This is a genomic window from Streptosporangiales bacterium (assembly GCA_009379955.1).
Classification (GTDB): Bacteria; Actinomycetota; Actinomycetes; order Streptosporangiales; family WHST01; genus WHST01.
On sequence record WHST01000090.1, the window covers coordinates 1 to 20,874 of the forward strand.

Here is a 20,874-nt window from a genome sequence, read left to right on the forward strand (position 1 = left end):
CCACCACGACAATGACCGTCGACGCGCCGGGCAAGCTCGTCGTCCAACCACGGTTGTGACTCGCGGCAACGACCGCCCTTGAGAAGCTCGGCGCGTCACCAACACCCCGGCAAGACCTCATTGTTCAGGACTCTCCTAGGGTGTGTAGGTGCTCAGCGTGACCTGTGCGCCCTGCGGGTCGCGCACCACGGCGTAGCTGCTCACCCCGGCGTCGACGACGGGCTGGACGACGGTGCCGCCGAGCTCGACCGCGCGGTCGACGGCCGCGGCGGTGCCGTCGACGGCGAACGTCACGCTCCAGTGCGGCGGGGTCGCGGGGTCGGTGAGTGGCTGCAGCCAGCCGACCGCGTCGGAGAACCCGGCGGGGACGCCGGACTCCGCGTGCCGGGCGCGCAGGCCGGGATCGATCGTCGCGAGGAAGTCGCCGTATCCAGGTCGCCGCCACATCCACGACTCCCCGTAGCCGAAGTCGAGCTTCTCGGTCTCCCAGCCGAACACCGCGGCGTAGAACGCCTCCGCCGCCGCGATGTCGTTGCTGTTGAGGTCGCTCCAGTTCCAGCTGCCCGGTGCGTTGACGAGCTGCGCGCCGGTCCGTCGTCCCGGCTGCCACGCCCGGATGGTCGCGCCCGCGGGGTCCTCGAGGACGGCCATCCGGCCCTGTTCGAAGACGTCCGTCGGCGGGACGAGCACCCGGCCTCCGGCGGTCTCCGCCCGGGTGGCGGTGTCGTCGGCGTCGTCGACCGCGACGTAGGTGTGCCACGCCGTCGGCTCGGGCTCGGGCTCGTCGGGCTGGGAGGCGAGGGCGGCGACGACCAGGCCGTCGAGTCGCGCGATGAAGTAGTGGCCCGGGACGTCGGCCGGAATGCGGTCCTCGAACTCCCAGCCGAACAGACCGCCGTAGAAGCGGGTCGCCGCCGGCGCGTCGGGGAACGCGGCGTCGACCCAGCAGGGGACTCCCGCCGGGTAGTGGTCTCGCTGGAGCATCTCGGTCCTCTCGGTCGCGGGTGACGCCCACCGTACGGACGATTCCGGCCGGTTCCTGTCCTCTGGCGCGGTGTCCTCGAGGCATGCGAACATATGTTCGATATGGATGACGCCACGATCCTGCATGCCGACCTCGACGCGTTCTACGCGTCGGTGGAGCAGCGCGACGACCCGCGCCTGCGCGGCCGTCCGGTCATCGTGGGCGGCGGCGTCGTGCTCGCGGCGAGCTACGCGGCGAAGGCGTACGGCATCCGCACCGCGATGGGCGGGCGCCAGGCGCGCCGGCTGTGCCCGCAGGCCGTCGTCGTCCCGCCGCGGATGTCCGCGTACTCCGAGGCGAGCAAGGCCGTGTTCGAGGTGTTCCGGCACACCACCCCGCTCGTCGAGGGGCTCTCGATCGACGAGGCGTTCCTCGACGTCGCCGGCCTGCGCCGGCTGGTCGGCGAGCCCATCGAGGTCGCGCGACGGCTGCGCAGGGACGTGCTCGAGCAGGTGGGACTGCCGCTGACCGTGGGCGTCGCGCGCACCAAGTTCCTCGCCAAGGTGGCGAGCGGCGTCGGCAAGCCGGACGGCCTCCTCGTCGTGCCGCCGGACAGCGAGCTGGCGTTCCTGCACCGGCTGCCGATCGAGCGCCTGTGGGGCGTCGGTGCGGTGTCCGCGGAGAAGCTGCACGCGCGGGGGATCAGGACCGTCGGCCAGGTGGCAGGGCTCGGCGAGGCCGCGCTCGTGTCGATGCTCGGCCGCGGCGCGGGGCGGCACGTGCACGCGCTGGCGTCCAACCGCGACCCGCGTCCGGTCGAGGTCGGACGCCGTCGCCGGTCGATGGGCTCGCAGCGGGCGATCGGCCGCCGCATCCGCACGCCGGACGAGATCGACACGTTCGTCGTGGGCATCGTCGACCGGCTCGCCCGCCGGCTGCGCAAGGCGCGGCGGGTCTGTCGCACGGTCGTGCTGAGGATGCGGTTCGACGACTTCTCCCGCGCCACCAGGTCGCGCACCATGATCGAGTCGACCGCGCAGACCCGCACGATCCTCGCCGCGGCACGCGTACTGCTGGCCAGGGCCATGCCGATGATCCGGCAACGCGGACTCACGCTCGTCGGCCTCTCGCTGACCAACCTCGACGCCGACGGCACGCTTCAACCGCGGTTGCCCTTCGAGTGCGACCGCTCCGGCGCCCTCGACTCCGCGCTCGACGACGTGCGCGACAGGTACGGCTCGGCGGCCGTCACCCGCGCCGTGCTGCTCGGGCGCGACCCGGGCGTCAGCGTGCCGTTGCTCCCCGACTGAGGGCCGTCATCGGCGCCAGCGCTGCCAGGCGAGGACTCCGAATGCCGGGCCCGCGACGGCGGAGTAGGTGCCGGGCCTGGCAGGACCGAACAGCGCGAGGTCACCCGACAGGGCGAGCGCGACCGCCTGCAATGTGAGGAGCGCGCAGGCGAGCCACGCGAGCGAGGCGAGCAGGCGGCGCGGCCGATGGTCGCCCTGAGTCCTCGCCAGTGTGAGGCCGAGGAACGCCAGCGCCCCGGCCACCAGACTGACCGCGGGCCCGCCGATGAGGTACTCCGACCAGGTGGCGGAGTCGCTGGCTACGAACCCGGCCGTGTAGACGGTCAGGTGCGCCACCGCGAGGCCCGCGGTGGCCGTGGCGGCCAGGTAGCCGGCGAGGGCACCGACGCGCGAGGTCGTCCGTCGGCGGTCGGTGGTGGGCTCGGCTGTCATGTACGGCTCCGTTCACTCGTGCCGACACGGCGCCGGCGGTAGGCGAGGGTGGCGGCAGCGAGGGAGACGCCCCAGACCGCCCAGAGGGGCGCGGCGATCCACGCTCCCCAGTTCTCCGGTGCGGCCGACGGCGTCGCCGGTACGAGTCCGAGCGCCATGCCGAGCAGGCCGCGGGTCAGGGCGAGTCCCGCGGACGCGAGGGTCAGTGCGGCGGCGCCCGCGGGGAGCACCGCCACCAGCGGCGGCACCCGCCGGCGCGCGAGGATCGGCAGCCAGCGGGGGAACACCTCTCCCCACGGCCGCACCAGCCCCAGCGTCAGCAGTGCGCCGACCGCGCACGCGGCGCCGATGACGGCCTCGGTGACCCGAGCGCCGACGGCGGTGTAGGGCGCGATGAAGTCCGCGGATGCGCCGACGTGGATCCCGGCGGCCCAGGCCAGGCGGATGCCGGCGTACGCGAGCGGCGCCGCGATCGCGACGGCCGTCGCCACCGTGCCCCACCTCGCGGACTCGCCGCCTCTCGTCCCTCGGCGCACTCTCGGGCGGGTGCACCTGGTGTGCGCCGTGGCGGCCGCACCGGTGAACAGGCTGCCGACGAGGCAGGCCGCCTGGTTGAGCGTCGGCACGTCGAGCCGGTCGACGTTGCCGTACAGGGCACGGAAGAGGGCGAGCAGGAGCCGGGCGTCGACGACCACGAGGATCGGTGTCGCCGCACACGGCGACGAGGGCGATGGCGAACCCGAGCAGGCTCACCGCCACCAGAACGGGACCCAGGACGTCGACCGGCGCCCGGACGAGCAGCGCGCCCGCGCTCGCGGCCTGCCGGCCCTCCGCGTAGGGCCAACCCCGCCCACCGAGGGTCCAGAACCCGGCGAGTGCTGCGTACGCGGCCCACCAGACGGCCGCGGCGACGGACGTGGAGGTGGCGTGCTGACGGCTCATGGCGTCGAGCATCGCCGGGCGGTGGGGGCATCGGGCAGGTGCCGACTGGCACGGAGGTGCCACGTCTCCGGCACGTCAGTGCGTTCGGCACGAGCACGGGACCGGGGAGACGCCCTAATGTGGACGCGTGCTGTGGGGATTGTGCTGATGGCGCTACTCGGCGCCTACGTCGCCGCGCTGCTCGCGGTCACGGCGGCGGGTCTCTCCTGGTGGAGACGCACCGCCCACCGCACTGTCGCCGTCGGCGCCCTGGCCACGGTCGCCTCCCTCGCCGTGACGTGGGTGTGCGTCGCCTCCGGTACCGCCGGCGTGGCCGTCAACCTGCCGGGGCTCGTCGAGACCGCGGGCCTCCTCGCGGTCCAGGTCGTCCTGGTCCGTCGCGCCGACGCGTCCCGCTGCCTCCTCGTGGGCGTCCCGCTGGTACTGGCCGTGGCGGCGATGCTTGCCCGGACGCTTCCGGTGCCGCTGTCCGCGGGCGCAGTGGCGATGTGCGCCTTCTGGGGCCTGCTCGCCGTCGCGGCCGCCGGTGTGGGCGGAGCGTTGCGCCAGCTCGACGCACGCCGCGTCCGCGCCGCCGCCGCGGACCGGCATGCGCACCGATTGGCCCTGGCGTCGGACCTGCACGACTTCGTGGCGCACGAGGTGAGCGGCATGCTGTTCCAGGCGCAGGCCGCGCGTTCGGTCGCGGAGGCCGACCCTGCCGCGGCCGTGGCCGCGCTCGCCAGGATCGAGAGCGCGGGACAGCGTGCCCTGTCGACCCTCGACCGGACCGTCCATATGCTTCGCGAGGACGACCGCGGGCATGACGTCGACGGCATCAGGGCCCTGGCCGCGAGGTTCTCGGCGGCAGGCCCGACCGAGGTCGGGGTGCACGTCGACGACGGGGTCGACGAGCCACCGGGCACACCCGGTCGCAGCGCCCTGGCGGCGGGCTACCGGCTGGTGGCCGAGGCGCTGACCAACGTGCGCAGGCATGCCTCCTCCGCAACGTCGGTCGCCGTCGCGGTCGAGCTGACGGAGCGCGACGACGTGCCCGCGATCGTGTTCTCGGTGACCGACGACGCCGAGACCCCCCGAGGCATCGACACCGAGGTGACCGGTCCCCGCCGAGACGGCGGGTCGGGCCTGGCGGCCCTGGCCCGGAGGATCGAGGAGCTCGGCGGGACGATGCGGGCGGGCCCGCGTACGGGCGGCGGGTGGCGGGTCGAGGGCGTCGTCCCCTGGCCGGCGCGGGACGGGGAGCGACGAAGCGGGCGCGTGGGCCGATGAGCATCCGGGTGCTCATCGCCGACGACCAGGAGGACCTGCGCAGCGGATACCGGATGGTCATCGACGCCCAGCCGGACATGCACGTCGTCGGCGAGGCGGCTGACGGGCGGGCGGCGGTGAGCATTGCCCGCCGGATACGACCGGACGTCGTGATCGCCGACATCCGCATGCCGCACCTCGACGGTCTCGAGGTCACGCGGCAGCTCGCCGGAGCCGGTGTCGCCGACCCGCTGCGCGTCGTCGTCGTGACCACGTTCGATCTCGACGAGTACGTGCACGCGGCCCTGCACAACGGCGCGTGCGGGTTCCTGCTCAAGAGGTCAGGTCCAGGCCTCCTCGTCGAGGCGATCAGGGCGGCGGTGGAAGGGGACACGCTGATCAGTCCGCAACTGACCGTGCGGCTGCTCCGTCACCTCGCGCCACCGCACCCGGTGTCGTCGGCATCCGCCGGGCTCACCCCACGGGAGGCACATATCGCGCGACTCGTCGCGCGCGGCATGACCAACGGTGAGATCGGCGAGGAGATGCACCTCGCCGCGGGAACGGTGAAGAACCACGTCGCGAGGATCATCGGGAAGCTCGGTGTCGCGAACCGGGTCGGCGTCGCCCTCGCGATGAGGGACGGTACCTAACCGTCCAGGACGCGGTCGAGCTGGTTCCTGAGCTGACGCGCGGCCTCCCTGTCCTCGGGAGAGACGGCGAAGTCCTCCGGGTCGTAGTAGTCGAGCGTGAGCGGTGCCTCGACCGTGACGGTCTGCGTCGAGCCGCCTGCGATCGATGCCTCCACCTGGATGTAGCGGATGTCCACTCCGTCGGCGAGTTCGCTGTAGGAACCGTTCAGCCAGGCGTCGAGCTCATCCCTCAGGTCGCGCGCCTCGTCGACGTAGTCCTCGTCGAGCGGTTGGGACGGGTTGGCCCGCTGGAGCCGGGCCGCCTCGGCGAGGGTGCCGAGACCGGCCGCTGCGGCCAGGCTGGTCGGATCCAGGGCGTAGTCCTCGATGATGTCGGCGAGGTCGGAGTCGTCCACGCCGGGCCCGAGCGGAAGCATGCTGGTAGGCCCGTCGAGGTCGGGGATGCGGTCGTCGGGGTCCATCCCGCTGTATCCCTCGTACAGGATGGTGCCGATGCCGAGGGGAATGACGATCCGTCTGCCCAGGGCGTCGACGACGGTCTTGCCGTCCGGTGCCTCGGTGAGGATGTCGACGCCGACGCCGTTCAGGATCCCGTCCCAGAACGCGTCGCTCTCCGAGGTGATCTCGCCTCCCCAGGAGCTGGCCGGTGTGTCGGCCCACAGGTCCCTGACCCACTCCGCCAGGTCCACGTTCGCGTGCGCGAGGGCGACCATCGCCGTGTTGTACGCGAGGGCCCGCGGGCTGGCGTTCCCGCGGAAGGCCGGGCAGGTGTTGATGATGCGGGTGAGCAACGCCGTGGCGGTGAGGTCGGCGCTCCTGGCGTATTCGAGGAGCGCCTGTGCGCGGAAGGTCAGTTCGGGATCCTCGAGGCGCGCCGTCATGTCGGGCGGCGTGTACGAGTACGAGCCCTCCGATCCGAGCGCCGGCGACTCGTCGAGCTTGACGTACTCGAGGGTGCCCTCCTCGTCGAGCCGCCAGATGTCGTACTTCGCGGTGGCGTCGGCCTCGACGGACGTCAGCTCCCTCTGGGCCGAGGTGATCGCGGAGTACAGGCCGTCCATGGCGGCCTTGCCCGCCCGCATCTGCAGCGTCGAGATCCGCAGGGCGAGCGAGTTGGTGCCAGTGACGGTGACGGCCTGCGGCTGGCCCTCTCCAGACCAGGCCTGGCCCCCCGCGATGACCCGCGCGACGTCGCTGTCGAAGTACTCCGAGGCGTTGGCGACGTACGGCTCAGCGGCATGGAACCCGAACGAGAGGAACTGGGCCGGGTCGATCACGCGCAGCGAGGAGACGGTGAGAGTCACGAGGTCACTCCACGGGGTTGAATATCGGCAGGGTGACGGTCGGGAGGTCGCGTGTCGGCCCGGTGAAGATGTCGACCACGTCCACGTCGGTGGTGGACGTCACGGCGGCGGTGCGACGGATCTTGCCGCTCAACGCGTCCATGACCCTGCTGGCGTCCTCGAACGCCTGCTGCCACGTGGCGATGCACACCGTCGCGGCGTCCGCCGCCTGCATCGCGCTCATGCGTGCCGCGCCGGGCTTGCCCTCGGCGTCGGCGAAGGCGTCCTTCGCCACGTCGACCTGGGCGAGCACCGTGGAGTCGCAGGCGCTGCTGACCGACAGCAGTCGTCCCGGATGAACCGTGATATCGGGCATTCCCCTCACCTCCGTGCTCGAGTGTCCCGAGCCGGTGTCGCGGTGGGGTGACGCCGCCGTACGGAGTCCGTCATCGTTGTGTGCGAGCTCTGTAAGGACGGACGGGGACCGGTCGTCGCCGACGCAAGCATGCCGCTATCACCGTGCAACTCCTCGCCGGTTTCCTTGGCCGCAAGAGGACGCGGCGGTGAGGTGGAGGCCGTGGACGTCTCCGCATCGGGGGCCGGAACGGGGCGCATGATCGGGGAGCTGGAGATCCGGGTGCTCGGCCCGGTGGAGGCGCGGCGCGGGGGAAGGCCGGTGCCGCTCGCGACGGGCAGACAGCGCACCCTGCTCGCGGTGCTCGCCATGTCGGCCGGTGAGGTCCTGTCGGCGGAGACCATCGGTGACCGGATCTGGGGCGAGGTCCTCCCGGTGCACCTGCGGCGCAGCGTGCAGACGCTCGTCACGCGGCTGCGGCAGGCCGTCGGTTCGGACGCCGTCGCGACCGCGCCGCACGGATACCGGCTCACGGTCGAGCCCGGGTGCGTGGACGCCGCGCGCTTCCTGCGGCTCGTCGAGCCCGCGCCCGTCGTCCGGTCCGTCGCCGACGAGAGGGCAGACCTGGTGCGGGCGCTGGCGCTGTGGCGCGGTGCCCCGTTCGAGGGCGTCAACTCGGACTGGCTCCGTGGTGTCGAGGCGCCGCGACTCCTCGAGCGTCAGCTCGCGGTGGTCGAGCGGCGGATCGACCTCGACCTCGCCGCGGGCAGACACGCCGAGCTGGTGACCGAGCTGGGCGACCTGACCAACCGGCACCCGTTGCGGGAGTCGCTGTGGTGCCGGCTCCTCGAGGCGCTCGACCGGTGTGGCAGGCAGGCCGAGGTGCTCGAGCGTTACGAGGCCGTCCGCGGCACGCTGCGCGACGAGCTGGGTGCCGACCCCGGTCCCGGGCTGCGCGCCATCCATGCCCGGCTGCTCTCCAGGACGCTCGCCGAGCCGGTGCAGACGATCGTCCCGCGGCAGCTCCCTCCTGATGTCCCCCGGTTCACCGGCCGCGAGGACGAGGTCGAGGCGCTCGACGCCCTGCTGCCGGCGAGCGCGGAGACGCCGGTGCCGATGATCGCAACGGTGCACGGCGCCGGCGGCATGGGGAAGTCGGCCCTCGCGGTGCACTGGGCGCATCGCGTCGGTGACCTGTTCCCCGACGGTCAGCTCTACCTCGATCTGCGGGGTCACGGCCCCGGCCCGCCGGTCGAGCCCGCCGACGCGTTGCTCGCGCTGCTGCGCGGGCTCGGAGTCGCCGACGACCGGATCCCGGGTGGGCTCGACGCGCGCAGCGCACAGTTCCGCAGCCTGCTCGCCGAACGCCGCATGCTCGTGGTGCTCGACGACGCGCGCGACGCCGACCAGGTGCGGCCGCTGCTCGTCGGGTCGCGATGCCTCGTCCTCGTCACGAGTCGCCGCCAGCTGCGCGGGCTCGTCGCGAGAGAGGGCGCGCACCGGATCGCGCTGGGACCGCTCGCGCCCGCCGCGTCGGTGGCGCTGCTCGCCGCCACGCTCGGTCCATACGGTGTGGCGTACGACAGCGCCCAGCTCGCCGAGCTCGCGCGGCTCTGCGGGCACCTGCCGCTCGCCCTCGGGCTCGCCGGCGAGCACGCCACCCGCCAGCCGACCGGCCTCGCCTCGTTCATCGCGGAGCTGCGGCATCGAGCCGATCGCCTGGACCTGCTCGAGGTGGGCGCGGAGCGCGGCACGCGGGTGCGCGACGCCGTCGCCTGGTCGTACCGGGAGCTCGCGCCACGGGACGCGCGGACGTTCCGGCTGCTCGGCCGGTACCCGCGTACCCGGATCAGCCGGACGGCGGCCGCCGCGCTGGTCGGCGTGAGCTCCGCCGAGGTGCGCCTGTCGCTCGACCGCCTGCTCGACGTGCACCTGGTCGACGAACTAGGACCGGGGAGCTACGAGATCCACGAGCTGTTCCAGCTGTACGCCGCGGAGCTCGCCGCACGCGTCGACGGGGGAGGGTCGGCGCCGCTACTCGGCGAGGTCGTCTAACGCTTCCTTGGCCGCGCGCTGCTGCTTGCGCGCGTCGTCGGCGGCGCGGGTGGCGGCGGTGGACCGGTCGCGGGCGCGGCGCGCCTCGGTGTCGGCCCTGTTCCGCACCTCGCGCGCCTCGCGCAGCTCGGCGTTCAGCTCCTCGACCCGCGCGGACGCCTGGGCGAGACGTTCGTCGGCGTCCTCGGCGGCCGCCAGCCGTTCGTCCGCCGTGCGCTCGGCGGCGTCGGCGGCCCCCGTGGCCTCGTCGAGCTTCCGGCGGGCGCGGGCGACGCGGTCGGTGTCGTTCGCGTCCTCCTCGGCGCGCTTCTTCGCAGCGGCCCGCTCGCGTCGCTTGGTGTCGATCGACGCCGGAGCCGGCATCGGCGCCGACCCGAACCCGAAGGTGGTCTCGACCTGGACCGCGGTCGCCAGCCGTCCGCCGCTGACGGCCTCGGCGGCGGACGGGTCGACGAGCGCGGCCTGCAGGGTGCCCTCCAACTCCTGGAGGACGCTCTCGCTCACGGGTTGGCCGAGCTCGGTGGCGAGTGCGCGGGCCGCCGGGAGGAGGCGGTCGATGAGCTGACGGCGCTGCCGCGTCAACGAGCGCAGCTCGTCGCCGGAGAGGTTCGTCTGTGCCTCACGCAGGGCATCGCCGAGGTCTGCGAGCTCGGCGATCTCGTCCTGCCGGTGCCGTACGAGCATGTTCGCGAGCCAGGCACTGCTCGACGGCTTGCGCAGCTTCTTGATCGCGGCGGCCGTCTCGCGGTCGCCGTCGGCCCGCACCTCGGCCGCGCGCCCGTCGCGCGCGGCGATGAAGTCGCCGGCAGGCAGCGCGTACAGCTCGTCGGCCACGTCGTCGACGCGGGACGCCGTCATGGTCGTGCCCCGCCGAGCGGGATCGGTGTCGCGATCACCCGCCTATGGTGCCACCGGCAGGCGATGGTCACCACGACCGCGGTGGTCACGATGCGTGATTCCGTTATCACGCAACGGATCCAGCACCTGTCGTTCGCCAGGTCGCCACCCCCGCGTCGATCGACGTGGCGGGCCACCGTCACCTCGCCCGCCTGGTCTTGACCGGTACCCCCAGTGCCGACCCAGACAGGTGCGATCCATGACCGGACCCCTCGACCGTTCACTCTCTCGCCGCCGCTTCGTCACCCTCGCCGGTACCGTCGTCACCGGCGCCGCCGCCGGTGCGTTGGTGCCGTCCTGGGCACAGGCGGCGCCCAGCGTCGCGGCACCCACGCTGCCCGACGGTCTCTTCACGCTCGGCGTCGCGTCCGGTGACCCGCTGCCGGACGGCGTCGTGCTGTGGACCAGGCTCGCGCCCGACCCGCTCGCCGGCGGCGGCATGCCGGCGCGCTCCGTCCCCGTGCAGTGGCAGGTCGCGCGGGACCGGCGGTTCAGGCAGATCGTCAAGAACGGCACCGCACGTGCCGAGCCGGAGTCGGGCCACTCCGTGCACGTCGACGTCCGCGGCCTCGCGTCGGACGCGGAGTACTTCTACCGGTTCAAGGCGGGCTCGGACCTCAGCGTCATCGGGCGGACGCGCACGGCGCCGCGCATGGACAGCAACGGTCGGGTGCAGTTCGCCTTCACGTCCTGCCAGAACTGGCAGGACGGGTACTTCACCGCGTACGACCACCTCGCCGAAGAGGATTTCGCGTTCGTCGCGTTCCTCGGCGACTACATCTACGAGAGCGCACCGGCGACGTCGGGCTACGTCCGGCAGCACGAGGGAACGGGCGAGCCGATCACGCTCGAGCAGTACCGCAACAGGCACGCGCAGTACCGCACGGACCGCAGCCTGCGGAAGGCGCACGCCGCGCTCCCGTGGGTGGTGACGTGGGACGACCACGAGCTCGACAACAACTGGGCCGACGACGTCCCACAGGACCCCGACGCCCAGACGCCCGAGGCGTTCCGCGCTCGGCGGATCGCGGCGTTCCAGGCGTACTACGAGCACATGCCGCTGCGTCGCTCGGCCGCACCCGTGGGGCCGGACATGCGGCTGTACCGGGGGCTGTCGTTCGGCCGGACGGTGCGGCTCTCCGTCCTCGACACGAGGCAGTACCGCAGCGACCAGCCGGCAACCCTCGAGGAGGCGGAGAGCCCCGGCCGGTCGATCACCGGGACGGCGCAGGAGCGCTGGCTGCTGCACCGGCTGACGGGGAGGTCGACGTGGAACGTCGTCGCCAACCAGGTGATGATCGCGCAGAACGACCGCCTCGCGGGGCCCGGGGCGACGTTCGACTTCGACAACTGGGACGGCTACCGTGCCCAGCGCCGCCGGCTGCTGTCGACGCTCGGCGAGGCGGGCGTCGACAACACGGTGTTCGTGACGGGCGACCGGCACGCGTCCTGGGTCTGCGACCTCAAGCCCGACTTCGACGACCCCGAGTCGCCGGTGGTCGGCGCCGAGCTGACCGGCACGTCGATCACGTCGGGCGGCAACCCGGACACCGCGGCCTTCCACGCGACGTACGACCCGATCAAGGCCGAGAGCCCGCACTGGAAGTTCATCGACAACCAGCGCGGGTACATGGCGTGCGACGCGACCGGGACGGCGCTGACGACGGAGCTGAAGGTGGTGTCGACCGTGACGCAACCAGGGGGCACGGCGTCGACGTACGCGCGGTTCGTCGTGACGTCGGGCCGGCCCGGTGTCGAGGTCGACTACGTGGCGCCGCGGCCCGCGGTGGTGCTGCGCGGTCGGCCGGAGATGGGGCCGGCGGGCCCGCTCCCGCTCGACAAGGGCCATGGCGACACCGAGCGCTGAGCCCGGTGGCACACCCGGTCAGGACCGGGACCGGGGTCAGGTCGATCGCGGGCCGCTGCCCCGCAGGTACCTGAACGTGGACGGGAGGACGGACAGCACGACGACCGCGGCCGCGCCGACCAGGCCGACGGCGTTCACGGCCGTGCCGAGGTCGAGCGGTGGCACGGAGTCGAGGATGAGCAGCAGCCAGCCGTAGTACGCGAGGTAGGCGAGAAGCGGCACGGCTCCGCCGACGGCCATCAGGACCGCTCCGGCGACCTTGCGCGCGATCGCCGTGCCGGCGCCGGTGAGCAGCAGTGCGCAGCTGAGCACATCCGAGGTGACCAGTGCCCAGGTCACCGCGGACATCTCGTTCCAGATGCCGTTGCGGACGTAGAGGAACACCGTCACCAGCACCACGAGAACCGCGAGGATCGCGGCCACCACGGTCGTGGCGCCGCTCGCCCGGCGCGGCGCCGCCCGAACCGGGCCGAACGGCGGACCGGGGGCGAACGGCGGACCGGACGCGGACGGCGGTGCGGGCGGCGGCCACCCGGCTCGGCCGTCCCCCGGCGGTGGGACGTTCACGGTGCCTCCCTGCGGTGCGTGGGGTCGGTCGCGTTCAGCGTAGGTGCTCGATGCCCGCCGGAGGCGGCATCAGCGGGCGTCTGTTTGGGGTCCCCGGTCGTGGTGTCAGCCACTGCTGGGGTCCCCAACGGTGGTGCTGGCCCCTGTCGGGGTCCCCAGCGGTGGTGCTGGCCCCTGCTGGGGTTCCCAGCCGGGAACGGTCACCCTGCGGCCGCCTGCTCCTCATCCGGTGTTCGGCCGCCGGTCGCCGCCCTACGGTGAGATCGCCGAGGACCGGGGTGGCGTCGCTGGTGGAAAGGCCCAGATGGAAGCAGCGAAGAGTACGCGGTGGATGCTGGTCGGAGTCGTGACCGTCCTGCTCGTCACGATTGGCGGAGTCGTCGGCGGACGTGCCACGCTCGGTGCCGTGCCGTCCGACGAGGGAGGACCCGTGGCCGAGTCGAAGGAGCACGCGAAGCCGCTCGTGCTCGGCCACCGCGGGGCCGCCGGGTACCGGCCGGAGCACACGCGCGGGTCGTACGACCTCGCGGCGCGGATGGGTGCCGACTACATCGAGCCCGACCTCGTCTCGACGAAGGACCACGTTCTCGTCGCGCGGCACGAGAACGACATCACTGCGACGACCGACGTGTCGGAGCACCCCGAGTTCGCGTCACGCAAGACCACGAAGACGATCGACGGCACCGAGATCACCGGCTGGTTCACCGAGGACTTCACCCTCGCCGAGCTGAAGACGCTGCGCGCCAAGGAGCGCATCCCCGACCTGCGGCAGGAGAACACCCTCTACGACGGCCGCTACGAGGTGCTCACCCTGCAGGAGGTCTTCGACCTCCGCGAGCGGCTGGAGCGCGAGCTGCACCGACCGATCGGCCTGCTGCCCGAGCTGAAGCACTCGACGTACTTCAGCACGATCGGGCTCGACCTCGAGTCGGCGTTCGTCGAGACGCTGCGCAAGAACCACCTCGACTCCTCGCGGTCGCGGGTGACCGTGCAGTCGTTCGAGGTCACCAACCTGCGCGAGCTCAAGGAGAAATGGCGCATCCGCATCCCGACCGTGTTCAACACGAGCGTCAAGGGCAGGCCGTACGACTTCGTCGTCTCCGGCGATCCGCGCACGTACGCCGACCTGACGAAGCCCGCCGAGCTGCGCAGGCTGGCGCGGTTCGTCGACATCCTCGGACCGGAGAAGCAGCAGGTGATCCCGCTGCGCGCCGACGGCACGCTGGGGGAGCCGACGTCGCTGGTGAAGGACGCCCACCGGGCCGGCATCCAGGTGATGCCGTACACCTTCCGCGCCGAGAACTCGTTCCTGCCGAAGGACTACCAGGTGGGCGACGATCCGTCGGCGTACGGCCGCGCGATCGACGAGCAGCGGGCGTACCTCGACACCGGCATCGACGGCCTGTGGTGCGACCAGCCCGACATCTGCCTGGTCACCAGGGACGGCCGACCCTAGGCAGCCGGCACCGGCGGACTAGACGAGATATATCGCGAGCGGTACGCTGCTCGCGATATATCTCGTTGTTCCTCGGGAGGTGGCGTCATGGACGGACTTCGGGTGGCGGTCGTCGGCGGTGGTCTGGCCGGGCCGCTGCTGGTGCAGGGTTTGCTCGGAGCGGGTGTCGAGGCGACGCTGTGCGAGCGGGATGCCGGGGTCGCCGTGCGCGGGCAGGGGTTTCGCATCCATCTCGCACCGGAGGGTGACCTCGCATTGCGGCGGTGCCTGCCGCCGCACCTGTACCGGCTCGCCCGCGCGACGACGCCGACCCCCGGCGCCGGGGTCACGATCTTCGACTCCGACCTCAACGTCCTCAACCGGATCACCGACTTCGACGTCGCCGATCCGGAGCACGGCGAGCACCTCGTCGTGGACCGGATGGTGCTGCGGCAGATCCTCACCGCCGGGCTCGGCGACACCGTCAGTTACGGCAGGACGTGCACCGGGTACGACGAGCTGCCAGACGGCGGGGTGCGGGTCCTCTTCGCCGACGGCTCGGCGGTCGAGGCCGACCTGCTCGTCGCCGCGGACGGTTCCGGATCGGTGGTGCGCCGCCAGTTCCTGCCGCACGCCCAGGTGATCGACGCCGGGCTGGTCTCGGTCTACGGCAAGGTGCCGCTCGACGATGAGGTCCGCGCCCTGGTGCCGCCGTACGCGCTCGACGGGTTCTCCGCTGTCATCGGCGGCGACCGGTCGTTGCCGCTGGCCGGCGTCGAGTACGCCAGCGACCCGAATGACGCCGCGGCCGAACTGGCGCCCGGTCTCACGTTCGACGACACCAGGGACTACGTGATGTGGGTGCTCGTCACGCCGGCAGCGGAGGTAGCGTCGGCCGGGCAGGACGGGCGTGCGCTGGTCGACGTCGCGCGCAAGGCGGTCGCCGACTGGCACCCGTCGCTCGGGGCGGTGCTCGACCATGCCGATCCGACCACGGTGCGGTCGTCCCCGATCCGCACCGCCGTGCCGCTTGAGCACTGGGAGACCGGCCCGGTGACGTTGGTCGGCGACGCGATCCACTGCATGGTCCCCGCGGGCATCGGCGCCGCGGTCGCGCTGCGCGACGCCGCGGAGCTGACCGAGCGGCTGACCGACGTCGTCCGCGGTGGGTGCACCCTCCGCGAGGCGGTGCACGCGTACGAGGTCGAGATGCTCCGGTACGGCTTCGAGGCCGTCGCGGCGTCGCAGCAGACGCACCGGCTCACGCAGTAGCGTTCACATCGTCCGACGAAATCATTGACGATTTCGTCGGACGATGCCAGGCTGAGCGGCATGACGCAGCCGACGGCGGGGGAGATCGCGTACCAGCGGCTGCGCGACGCCCTGAAGAGCGGCCGGTACGCGCCGGGCCAGCGACTCGTCGAGCCCGACGTCATCGCGGAGCTCGACGTCACCCGCATGGCGCTGCGCGAGGCGTTCGCGCGGCTCGAGCACGAGGGTCTCGTCGACCGGCAGGCGAACCGTGGCGCCGCGGTCCGGCTGCTGTCGGTCGACGAGGCGGTCGAGGTCCTCGAGATCCGCGCCGTGCTCGAAGGGCTGGCGGCCAGGCACGCGGCCGTCCACGCCACCGACGCCGACGTCGCTGCGTTGCAGGAGACCGTCGTCGCGTTCGAGCAGGCACTCGCGGCTGCCGACCTCGCCGAGTGCGGTGCGGCGCAGGCGCGACTGCACGAGATCGTCACCACCCTCTCGCGGCGGCCGACCGCCGCGCGGCTCGCCGACATGCTGAGCGCGCAGAGCGCCCAGACGCGACTGCGCACGCTCCTCGTCGGCGGCAGGCTGCGTGAGTCCCTCGACGAGCACAAGGCGATCGTCGCGGCGATCGCGGCACACGACTCGGACCGGGCCGAGCTCGAGATGCGCGCACACCTGGCCCATGTCACCCAGACGGCGTCCGCAGCCCTGTGACGTACGCCCACCCGTCGAACAGGAGGCTCCCGTGATTCCGGCGGAGTTCAGATACGTACGCCCGGCGACGCTGGCCGACGCGCTGCGGTTGCTGCGCGACGAGCCCGACGCCCGCCCGCTCGCGGGCGGGCAGAGCCTGCTCACCCTGCTGAAGACGAGGGTGGTGCGGCCGGCGCTCGTCGTCGACCTCGGCGCGCTGACGGAGCTGCGTGAGCTGCGTCGCGACGACGACACGTTCACGGTCGGCGCCATGGTCACCATGGCGACACTGGCGCGCGACGACGCCGTCCGTGAGTCGGCGTCGATCCTGCCGCGCACGCTGACGCACGTCGCCGACGTGCAGGTGCGCAACCGCGGCACGCTCGGTGGGTCGCTCGCGTACGGCGACCCGGCGGGTGACCTGGCCGGTGCCGCGATCGCGGCCGGGGCGTCGGTGCGTGTCGTGTCGGCGGACGGTGAGCGCGTCGTGCCCGTCGCCGAGCTGTACGCCGGTCCGTTCGCGACGGTGCTCGCACCGGGCGAGCTCGTCGCCGAGATCCTGGTCCCACGCCATGACGGCGCGCGCACGGCGTACCACGCGATCGCCCGCCGGCCGGCAGACCCGACGCTCGCCGGTGTCGCCGTCGTCGCGCGGTTCGACGGCGACACGGTCGCCGACGTCGGCCTCGGCCTGGTGGGTCTCGCCGACCGCCCGCTGGCGGCGGTTACGACAGCGGGAGCGCTGCGCGGCAACGCCCTCACGCCCGACACGGTCGCCGCGGCCGTCACGGCGCTCGCCGGCGAGATCGCGCCGGTCGACAGCACCGCGGGCTCGGCGCGCTACCGCCGAGCGATCGCCCCGGCGGCGCTGGAACGCGCGCTGCGCGACGTCGAGCAGGACAGGGAGATGGCGAAGGCATGAGCGAGCGCAGGAGCTCGACGAGCACGACAGAGGTAGGGGCCGCGATTCGGTCGGCAGCGTCGACGACCTCGTCGCGGCGCCTGCCGGAGTCGGGTGAGGAGGCGGGCGCGTCATGAGTAGCGAACAGCACGAGACCGTCGCGGTCGACGTGAACGGTAAGCGCGTCGAGGCGAGCGTGCCGGTGCGCAAGCTGCTGGTCCACTTCCTACGGGAGCAGGCGGGACGTACCGGCGTGCACGTCGGCTGCGACACCGGCAACTGCGGCGCCTGCACCGTTCTCCTCGACGGGCAGCCGGTGAAGTCCTGCATGATGCTGGCCGTCCAGGCGTCCGGCGCGCAGGTCACGACGGTCGACGGGCTCGACGCGCCGTGCGTGCCGGCGCTGCGCAAGGCGTTCACCGAGCACGGCGCGATCCAGTGCGGGTACTGCACACCCGGCATGCTCACCAACGCGTGCGCGCTGCTGCGTGACACGACGGCACCCGACGAGGACGAGATCCGCGCGGCGCTCAAGGGCAACCTCTGCATGTGCACCGGGTACCAGCAGATCGTCGACGCGATCTCCTCTGTTTCGAACGACGATGAGGCGGTCTCGCGATGAAGATCTATGACCCCGAGCGCGTCCTCGCCGCTCGCAACTGGGTGGGCCACCGCGCGCCGCGCAAGGAGGACGCCCGCCACATGTACGGGCGGGCGAGGTTCCTCGACGACCTGCCGTTCGACGGCGGCACCATTGCGATCCTGCGCAGCCCGCACCCGCACGCGCGCATCGTGTCGGTCGACACCTCGCGCGCGCTCGCCGACCCGCGCGTGCTCGCGGTCGTGACCGGAGCGGATGTGCGCGACGAGACGAGCCCCGTCGCGTCCCGTTCGGTCACCGCGCCCGTCACGCAGTACGTCATGGCCGTCGACAAGGTGCGGTGGGTCGGCGAGCCGGTCGCCGCCGTCGCCGCGGTCGACCCGTTCGCCGCGCGCGACGCGCTCGACCTGATCGATGTCGAGTACGAGCCGCTGCCCTCGGTCGCGGGCATCGACGAGGCGCTCGCGGACGACGCGCCGCGCATCTACGACGACATCGACACCAACGTCCTCGTGCACGACGAGATCGCGCATGGCCCGATGGACCAGGCGTTCGACGACGCGGCGTTCGTGATCCGCGAGACGTACCGGGTGGGCAGGTTCAGCTCCACGCCGCTCGAGCCGTACGCCCTCACCGTGTCGTACGACCCGCGCACCGGGGAGTACGACGTCTACGCCAACGACCAGCAGCCCGCGCGGTCGATCGGCAACATCACCAAGGCGCTCGGCGTGCCGACGGCGAGCGTGCGGCTGTCGGTGCCCGACAGCGGCGGCTCGTTCGGCATCAAGCTCGCGGTCTGGCCGTACGTCCTCATCGGCTGCCTGCTCGCCAAGCGCGTCGACCGGCCGCTCAAGTGGATCCAGACGCGCACCGAGCACATGCTCGGCGGCACGCACACCCCCGACGTCGAGATGGATATGGAGCTGCCCGTCAGCGCGGACGGCAAGATCCTCGCGATGCGGCTGCGGAGCAGGGAGAACGACGGCGCGTTCATCCACACGGCGGGCATCTACGGGCTCATCAAGTTCGCCACCGCCGTCGGCCCGTACACGATCGGTGCCGCGAGCATCGACCTGATGAGCGTGGTGACCAACCGCGGTCCGGTGGTGCAGAACCGCGGTGTGGGCAAGCCGGCGATGACGTTCGCGCTCGAACGCTCGGTCGACCGCGCGGCGCGGCGGCTCGGTATCGACCCCGCCGAGTTCCGCATGCGCAACCTCGTGCCGAGCGAGGCGATGCCGTACACGACGCCCGCCGGCGAGATCTACGAGAGCGGCGACTACCCGGAGACGCTGCGGCGTGCGCTCGTGCTCGGGCAGTACGACGAGTTCCGCGCTCGGCAGGAGGCCGCGCGCGCCGAGGGCCGGCTGATCGGCATCGGCCTGTCCGCGGGCATCGAGCCCGGCACGTCCAACATCGGGTACTACTCGCTGCTCAAGGGCACGACGGACTACAACGGCAGCTCGGAGGGCGCGGTCGTCGGCATCGAGGTCGACGGCAGGGTGACCGTGCGGACGGGCTCGGTCGACACCGGTCAGGGCCACGAGACCACGATCTGCCAGGTCGTCGCCGACATGCTCGGCATCACGCCCGACGACATCAGCTTCGACACGTTCTTCGACTCGACCCGCTCGCCGTACACAGGCCAGTCGGGCGCGTACTCCAACCGCTTCAACGACGTCGAGGTCGGCGCGGTCATCACGGCGACCGAGCGCGTACGGAACAAGGTCTTCACGCTCGCCGCGTACCTGCTCGACGCGAAGGAGTCCGACCTCGTCCTCGACGCCGGCGCCGTCCGCGTCGGAGGCGACGCCTCGCGCACGGTCTCGTTCTCCGACCTGGCGAAGGTCGCGTACAACAAGGTCGTGCTGCTGCCGCCGGACATGGAGCCCGGCCTGCGGATCATGGCGTACTACCGCAACCCGATGGCCAAGCCGCCGAACCGCGGCGACTTCAACGTCCAGCTCACGCACTCCAACTCGGTGCACGTGGTGGTCGTCGAGGTCGACAAGGGCACCGGCATGCTCGACTTCCTCAAGTACGCGATCGTGCACGACTGCGGACGCCAGCTGAACCCCACCGTGGTCGAGGGCATGGCGATCGGCTCGACGGTGCACGGCATCGGCGCCGCGCTGCTGGAGGAGTTCCAGTACGACGATGCGGCCAACCCGCTCGCCACGTCGTTCCAGACGTACCTGAAGCCGGTCGCGCAGACCGTGCCGCGCATCGAGCTCGGCCACCTCGAGACGCCGTGCCCGTACACGCTGCTCGGCACGAAGGCGACCGGCGAGGGCGGATCGATCACCTCGCTCGCGGCGATCGCCGGCGCGATCGAGGACGCGCTGGTGCCGTACGGCGTGCAGGTCAATGCGCTGCCGGTCACGCCGGAGCAGATCCTCGAGGGGATCCACCGTGGCGCCCGCGACTGACCCCTGCGTCGACGCCCACGCCCACCTGGTGCCGCCGGCGCTCGTCGACGCGATCGAGCGGTCGTCCGCGAAGCTGCCCAGCGTCGGTGTGCACCGCGACGATGCCACCGTCACGCTGACGCTGCCCGGGCTCGGCACGCCGCGGCCGATCCCGCCGGTGCTGCTGGACCGCGCGCGCTCGCACGCGTGGATGGACGACCAGGGCATCGACGTGCAGGTCGTCGGCGTGTGGGCCGACCTGTTCGGTTACGGCCTGCCCGCGGGCGAGGCGGCGTACTGGCACCGGCTGCTCAACGACCTGCTGCAGGAGGAGGCCGCGGCGTCGGGACGCATGGTGCCGCTCGCGACGCTGCCGCTGCAGGACACCGCGCTCGCGATCAGTGAGCTCGAACGCGTGCTCGCCGCCGGCTATCGGGGCGTGACGATCGGCTGCTCCGCGGGCGCCGACGAGCTCGACGCCGACCGCCTCGACGAGCTGTGGGCGGCGCTCGCCGAGCACCGGGTGCCCGTCGTGATGCACCCCGGATTCCACGCCGGCGACCCGCGCACGCGGGTGTACGGCATGCCCAACACGCTCGGCCGCGCGTACGACACCGACGTCGCGGTGGCACGGCTGCTCTACTCCGGACGGCTCGCCGGGCACCCCGGACTGCGGATCCTGCTGATGCACGGCGGGGGAGCGGTGCCGTACCTGTGGGGACGCCTGCAGCGCAACCACGCGCTCGATCCCGGCGGTCTCGCCGACCCCGCCACCGGGATCGACGCGCTGTGGTTCGACAGCATCGTCTACCGCGAGCGCGCGCTGTCGTACCTGCTCGACTTCGCCGGCGCGGACCGCGTGCTGCTCGGCTCCGACTACCCGTTCCCGATCATGGATCCCGAGCCACTGCGCGTGGTCCGCGACCTCGACCCCGCGCCCGACGTGCGGCAGCGGATCTGCTCGGGCAACGCCCATGCCTTCTTCGGTCTCCCGACCCCGGCCTGAACA

The 20,874-nt window shown here is 72.4% G+C and carries 19 protein-coding genes; 12 read left to right on the plus strand and 7 right to left on the minus strand.

Annotated elements, in window-relative coordinates; all coding sequences use genetic code 11:
• Nucleotides 1–135: 135 nt before the first annotated feature.
• Nucleotides 136–984, minus strand: coding sequence for a VOC family protein (locus GEV10_22775; GenBank protein MQA81272.1), 849 nt, complete (start codon nt 982–984; stop codon nt 136–138).
• Nucleotides 985–1,077: 93 nt separating this feature from the next.
• Between GEV10_22775 and dinB the strand changes: the two genes are divergently transcribed.
• Nucleotides 1,078–2,274, plus strand: a complete 1,197-nt coding sequence (gene dinB, locus GEV10_22780) for a DNA polymerase IV (protein MQA81273.1) — start codon at nt 1,078–1,080, stop codon at nt 2,272–2,274.
• A 6-nt stretch (nt 2,275–2,280) separates the two neighbouring features.
• Here the strand turns inward: dinB and GEV10_22785 are convergent, their stop codons facing one another.
• Nucleotides 2,281–2,706: a hypothetical protein gene (locus GEV10_22785; protein ID MQA81274.1), complete on the minus strand. Its 426-nt coding sequence runs from the start codon at nt 2,704–2,706 to the stop codon at nt 2,281–2,283.
• Nucleotides 2,703–3,401, minus strand: coding sequence for a hypothetical protein (locus GEV10_22790; protein MQA81275.1), 699 nt, complete (start codon nt 3,399–3,401; stop codon nt 2,703–2,705). The genes GEV10_22785 and GEV10_22790 overlap by 4 nt, the downstream gene beginning before the upstream one ends.
• 394 nt (nt 3,402–3,795) lie before the next feature.
• On the opposite strand from GEV10_22790, the gene GEV10_22795 reads away from it, so the two are divergent.
• Entirely contained in the window at nt 3,796–4,917 is a 1,122-nt protein-coding gene (locus GEV10_22795; GenBank protein ID MQA81276.1) for a two-component sensor histidine kinase, read from the plus strand.
• Nucleotides 4,914–5,549 (plus strand): response regulator, encoded by a 636-nt coding sequence (locus GEV10_22800; protein ID MQA81277.1) that lies wholly within the window; start codon nt 4,914–4,916, stop codon nt 5,547–5,549. Before GEV10_22795 ends, GEV10_22800 begins: the two co-directional genes overlap by 4 nt.
• Here the strand turns inward: GEV10_22800 and GEV10_22805 are convergent.
• Both GEV10_22805 and GEV10_22810 read right to left on the minus strand, forming a co-directional pair.
• Nucleotides 5,546–6,853 (minus strand): hypothetical protein, encoded by a 1,308-nt coding sequence (locus GEV10_22805; GenBank protein ID MQA81278.1) that lies wholly within the window; start codon nt 6,851–6,853, stop codon nt 5,546–5,548. The two genes, GEV10_22800 and GEV10_22805, sit on opposite strands and share 4 nt — an antisense overlap.
• 4 nt (nt 6,854–6,857) lie before the next feature.
• Nucleotides 6,858–7,208 carry a hypothetical protein gene (locus GEV10_22810; protein ID MQA81279.1) on the minus strand — a complete coding sequence of 117 codons (351 nt, stop codon included), beginning with the start codon at nt 7,206–7,208 and terminating at the stop codon, nt 6,858–6,860.
• A 201-nt stretch (nt 7,209–7,409) separates the two neighbouring features.
• On the opposite strand from GEV10_22810, the gene GEV10_22815 reads away from it, so the two are divergent.
• On the plus strand, nt 7,410–9,242 hold the full coding sequence (locus GEV10_22815; GenBank protein ID MQA81280.1) for a hypothetical protein: 1,833 nt from the start codon (nt 7,410–7,412) through the stop codon (nt 9,240–9,242).
• On the opposite strand, the gene GEV10_22820 is transcribed toward GEV10_22815, so the two are convergent.
• A complete protein-coding gene (locus GEV10_22820; protein MQA81281.1) occupies nt 9,222–10,100 on the minus strand; it encodes a hypothetical protein in 879 nt (292 codons plus the stop codon). The genes GEV10_22815 and GEV10_22820 overlap by 21 nt on opposite strands.
• Before the next feature lie 238 nt (nt 10,101–10,338).
• Here GEV10_22820 and GEV10_22825 point away from each other — a divergent pair, with 238 nt between their 5' ends.
• Entirely contained in the window at nt 10,339–12,006 is a 1,668-nt protein-coding gene (locus GEV10_22825) for an alkaline phosphatase (GenBank protein MQA81282.1), read from the plus strand.
• Nucleotides 12,007–12,042: 36 nt separating this feature from the next.
• Here the strand turns inward: GEV10_22825 and GEV10_22830 are convergent, their stop codons facing one another.
• Entirely contained in the window at nt 12,043–12,573 is a 531-nt protein-coding gene (locus GEV10_22830; protein MQA81283.1) for a hypothetical protein, read from the minus strand.
• 331 nt (nt 12,574–12,904) lie between these two features.
• Here GEV10_22830 and GEV10_22835 point away from each other — a divergent pair, with 331 nt between their 5' ends.
• The 7 genes from GEV10_22835 (at nt 12,905) to GEV10_22865 (ending at nt 20,871) form a co-directional block, all read left to right on the plus strand.
• Entirely contained in the window at nt 12,905–14,029 is a 1,125-nt protein-coding gene (locus GEV10_22835) for a glycerophosphodiester phosphodiesterase (GenBank protein ID MQA81284.1), read from the plus strand.
• Nucleotides 14,030–14,116: 87 nt separating this feature from the next.
• Complete coding sequence (locus tag GEV10_22840; protein MQA81285.1) at nt 14,117–15,280, plus strand: FAD-dependent monooxygenase; 1,164 nt, start codon at nt 14,117–14,119, stop codon at nt 15,278–15,280.
• Between the two features lie 60 nt (nt 15,281–15,340).
• Complete coding sequence (locus GEV10_22845; GenBank protein MQA81286.1) at nt 15,341–15,976, plus strand: FCD domain-containing protein; 636 nt, start codon at nt 15,341–15,343, stop codon at nt 15,974–15,976.
• Nucleotides 15,945–16,877, plus strand: a complete 933-nt coding sequence (locus tag GEV10_22850; GenBank protein ID MQA81287.1) for a xanthine dehydrogenase family protein subunit M — start codon at nt 15,945–15,947, stop codon at nt 16,875–16,877. Before GEV10_22845 ends, GEV10_22850 begins: the two co-directional genes overlap by 32 nt.
• A gap of 112 nt (nt 16,878–16,989) precedes the next feature.
• A complete protein-coding gene (locus GEV10_22855) occupies nt 16,990–17,478 on the plus strand; it encodes a 2Fe-2S iron-sulfur cluster binding domain-containing protein (GenBank protein MQA81288.1) in 489 nt (162 codons plus the stop codon).
• Entirely contained in the window at nt 17,475–19,886 is a 2,412-nt protein-coding gene (locus tag GEV10_22860; GenBank protein ID MQA81289.1) for a molybdopterin-dependent oxidoreductase, read from the plus strand. The genes GEV10_22855 and GEV10_22860 overlap by 4 nt, the downstream gene beginning before the upstream one ends.
• Nucleotides 19,825–20,871, plus strand: a complete 1,047-nt coding sequence (locus GEV10_22865; protein ID MQA81290.1) for an amidohydrolase family protein — start codon at nt 19,825–19,827, stop codon at nt 20,869–20,871. The genes GEV10_22860 and GEV10_22865 overlap by 62 nt, the downstream gene beginning before the upstream one ends.
• Nucleotides 20,872–20,874: the final 3 nt, after the last annotated feature.

Coding starts and splice junctions, on each gene's coding strand:
- GEV10_22835 (MQA81284.1), top strand. CDS start 12,905: ATGCTGGTCGGAGTCGTGACCGTCCTGCTCGTCACGATTGGCGGAGTC.
- GEV10_22810 (MQA81279.1), bottom strand. CDS start 7,208: ATGCCCGATATCACGGTTCATCCGGGACGACTGCTGTCGGTCAGCAGC.
- GEV10_22860 (MQA81289.1), top strand. CDS start 17,475: ATGAAGATCTATGACCCCGAGCGCGTCCTCGCCGCTCGCAACTGGGTG.
- GEV10_22820 (MQA81281.1), bottom strand. CDS start 10,100: ATGACGGCGTCCCGCGTCGACGACGTGGCCGACGAGCTGTACGCGCTG.
- GEV10_22850 (MQA81287.1), top strand. CDS start 15,945: ATGTCACCCAGACGGCGTCCGCAGCCCTGTGACGTACGCCCACCCGTC.
- GEV10_22785 (MQA81274.1), bottom strand. CDS start 2,706: ATGACAGCCGAGCCCACCACCGACCGCCGACGGACGACCTCGCGCGTC.
- GEV10_22825 (MQA81282.1), top strand. CDS start 10,339: ATGACCGGACCCCTCGACCGTTCACTCTCTCGCCGCCGCTTCGTCACC.
- GEV10_22775 (MQA81272.1), bottom strand. CDS start 984: ATGCTCCAGCGAGACCACTACCCGGCGGGAGTCCCCTGCTGGGTCGAC.
- GEV10_22800 (MQA81277.1), top strand. CDS start 4,914: ATGAGCATCCGGGTGCTCATCGCCGACGACCAGGAGGACCTGCGCAGC.
- GEV10_22865 (MQA81290.1), top strand. CDS start 19,825: ATGCGCTGCCGGTCACGCCGGAGCAGATCCTCGAGGGGATCCACCGTG.
- GEV10_22840 (MQA81285.1), top strand. CDS start 14,117: ATGGACGGACTTCGGGTGGCGGTCGTCGGCGGTGGTCTGGCCGGGCCG.
- GEV10_22795 (MQA81276.1), top strand. CDS start 3,796: ATGGCGCTACTCGGCGCCTACGTCGCCGCGCTGCTCGCGGTCACGGCG.
- GEV10_22855 (MQA81288.1), top strand. CDS start 16,990: ATGAGTAGCGAACAGCACGAGACCGTCGCGGTCGACGTGAACGGTAAG.
- GEV10_22845 (MQA81286.1), top strand. CDS start 15,341: ATGACGCAGCCGACGGCGGGGGAGATCGCGTACCAGCGGCTGCGCGAC.
- dinB (MQA81273.1), top strand. CDS start 1,078: ATGTTCGATATGGATGACGCCACGATCCTGCATGCCGACCTCGACGCG.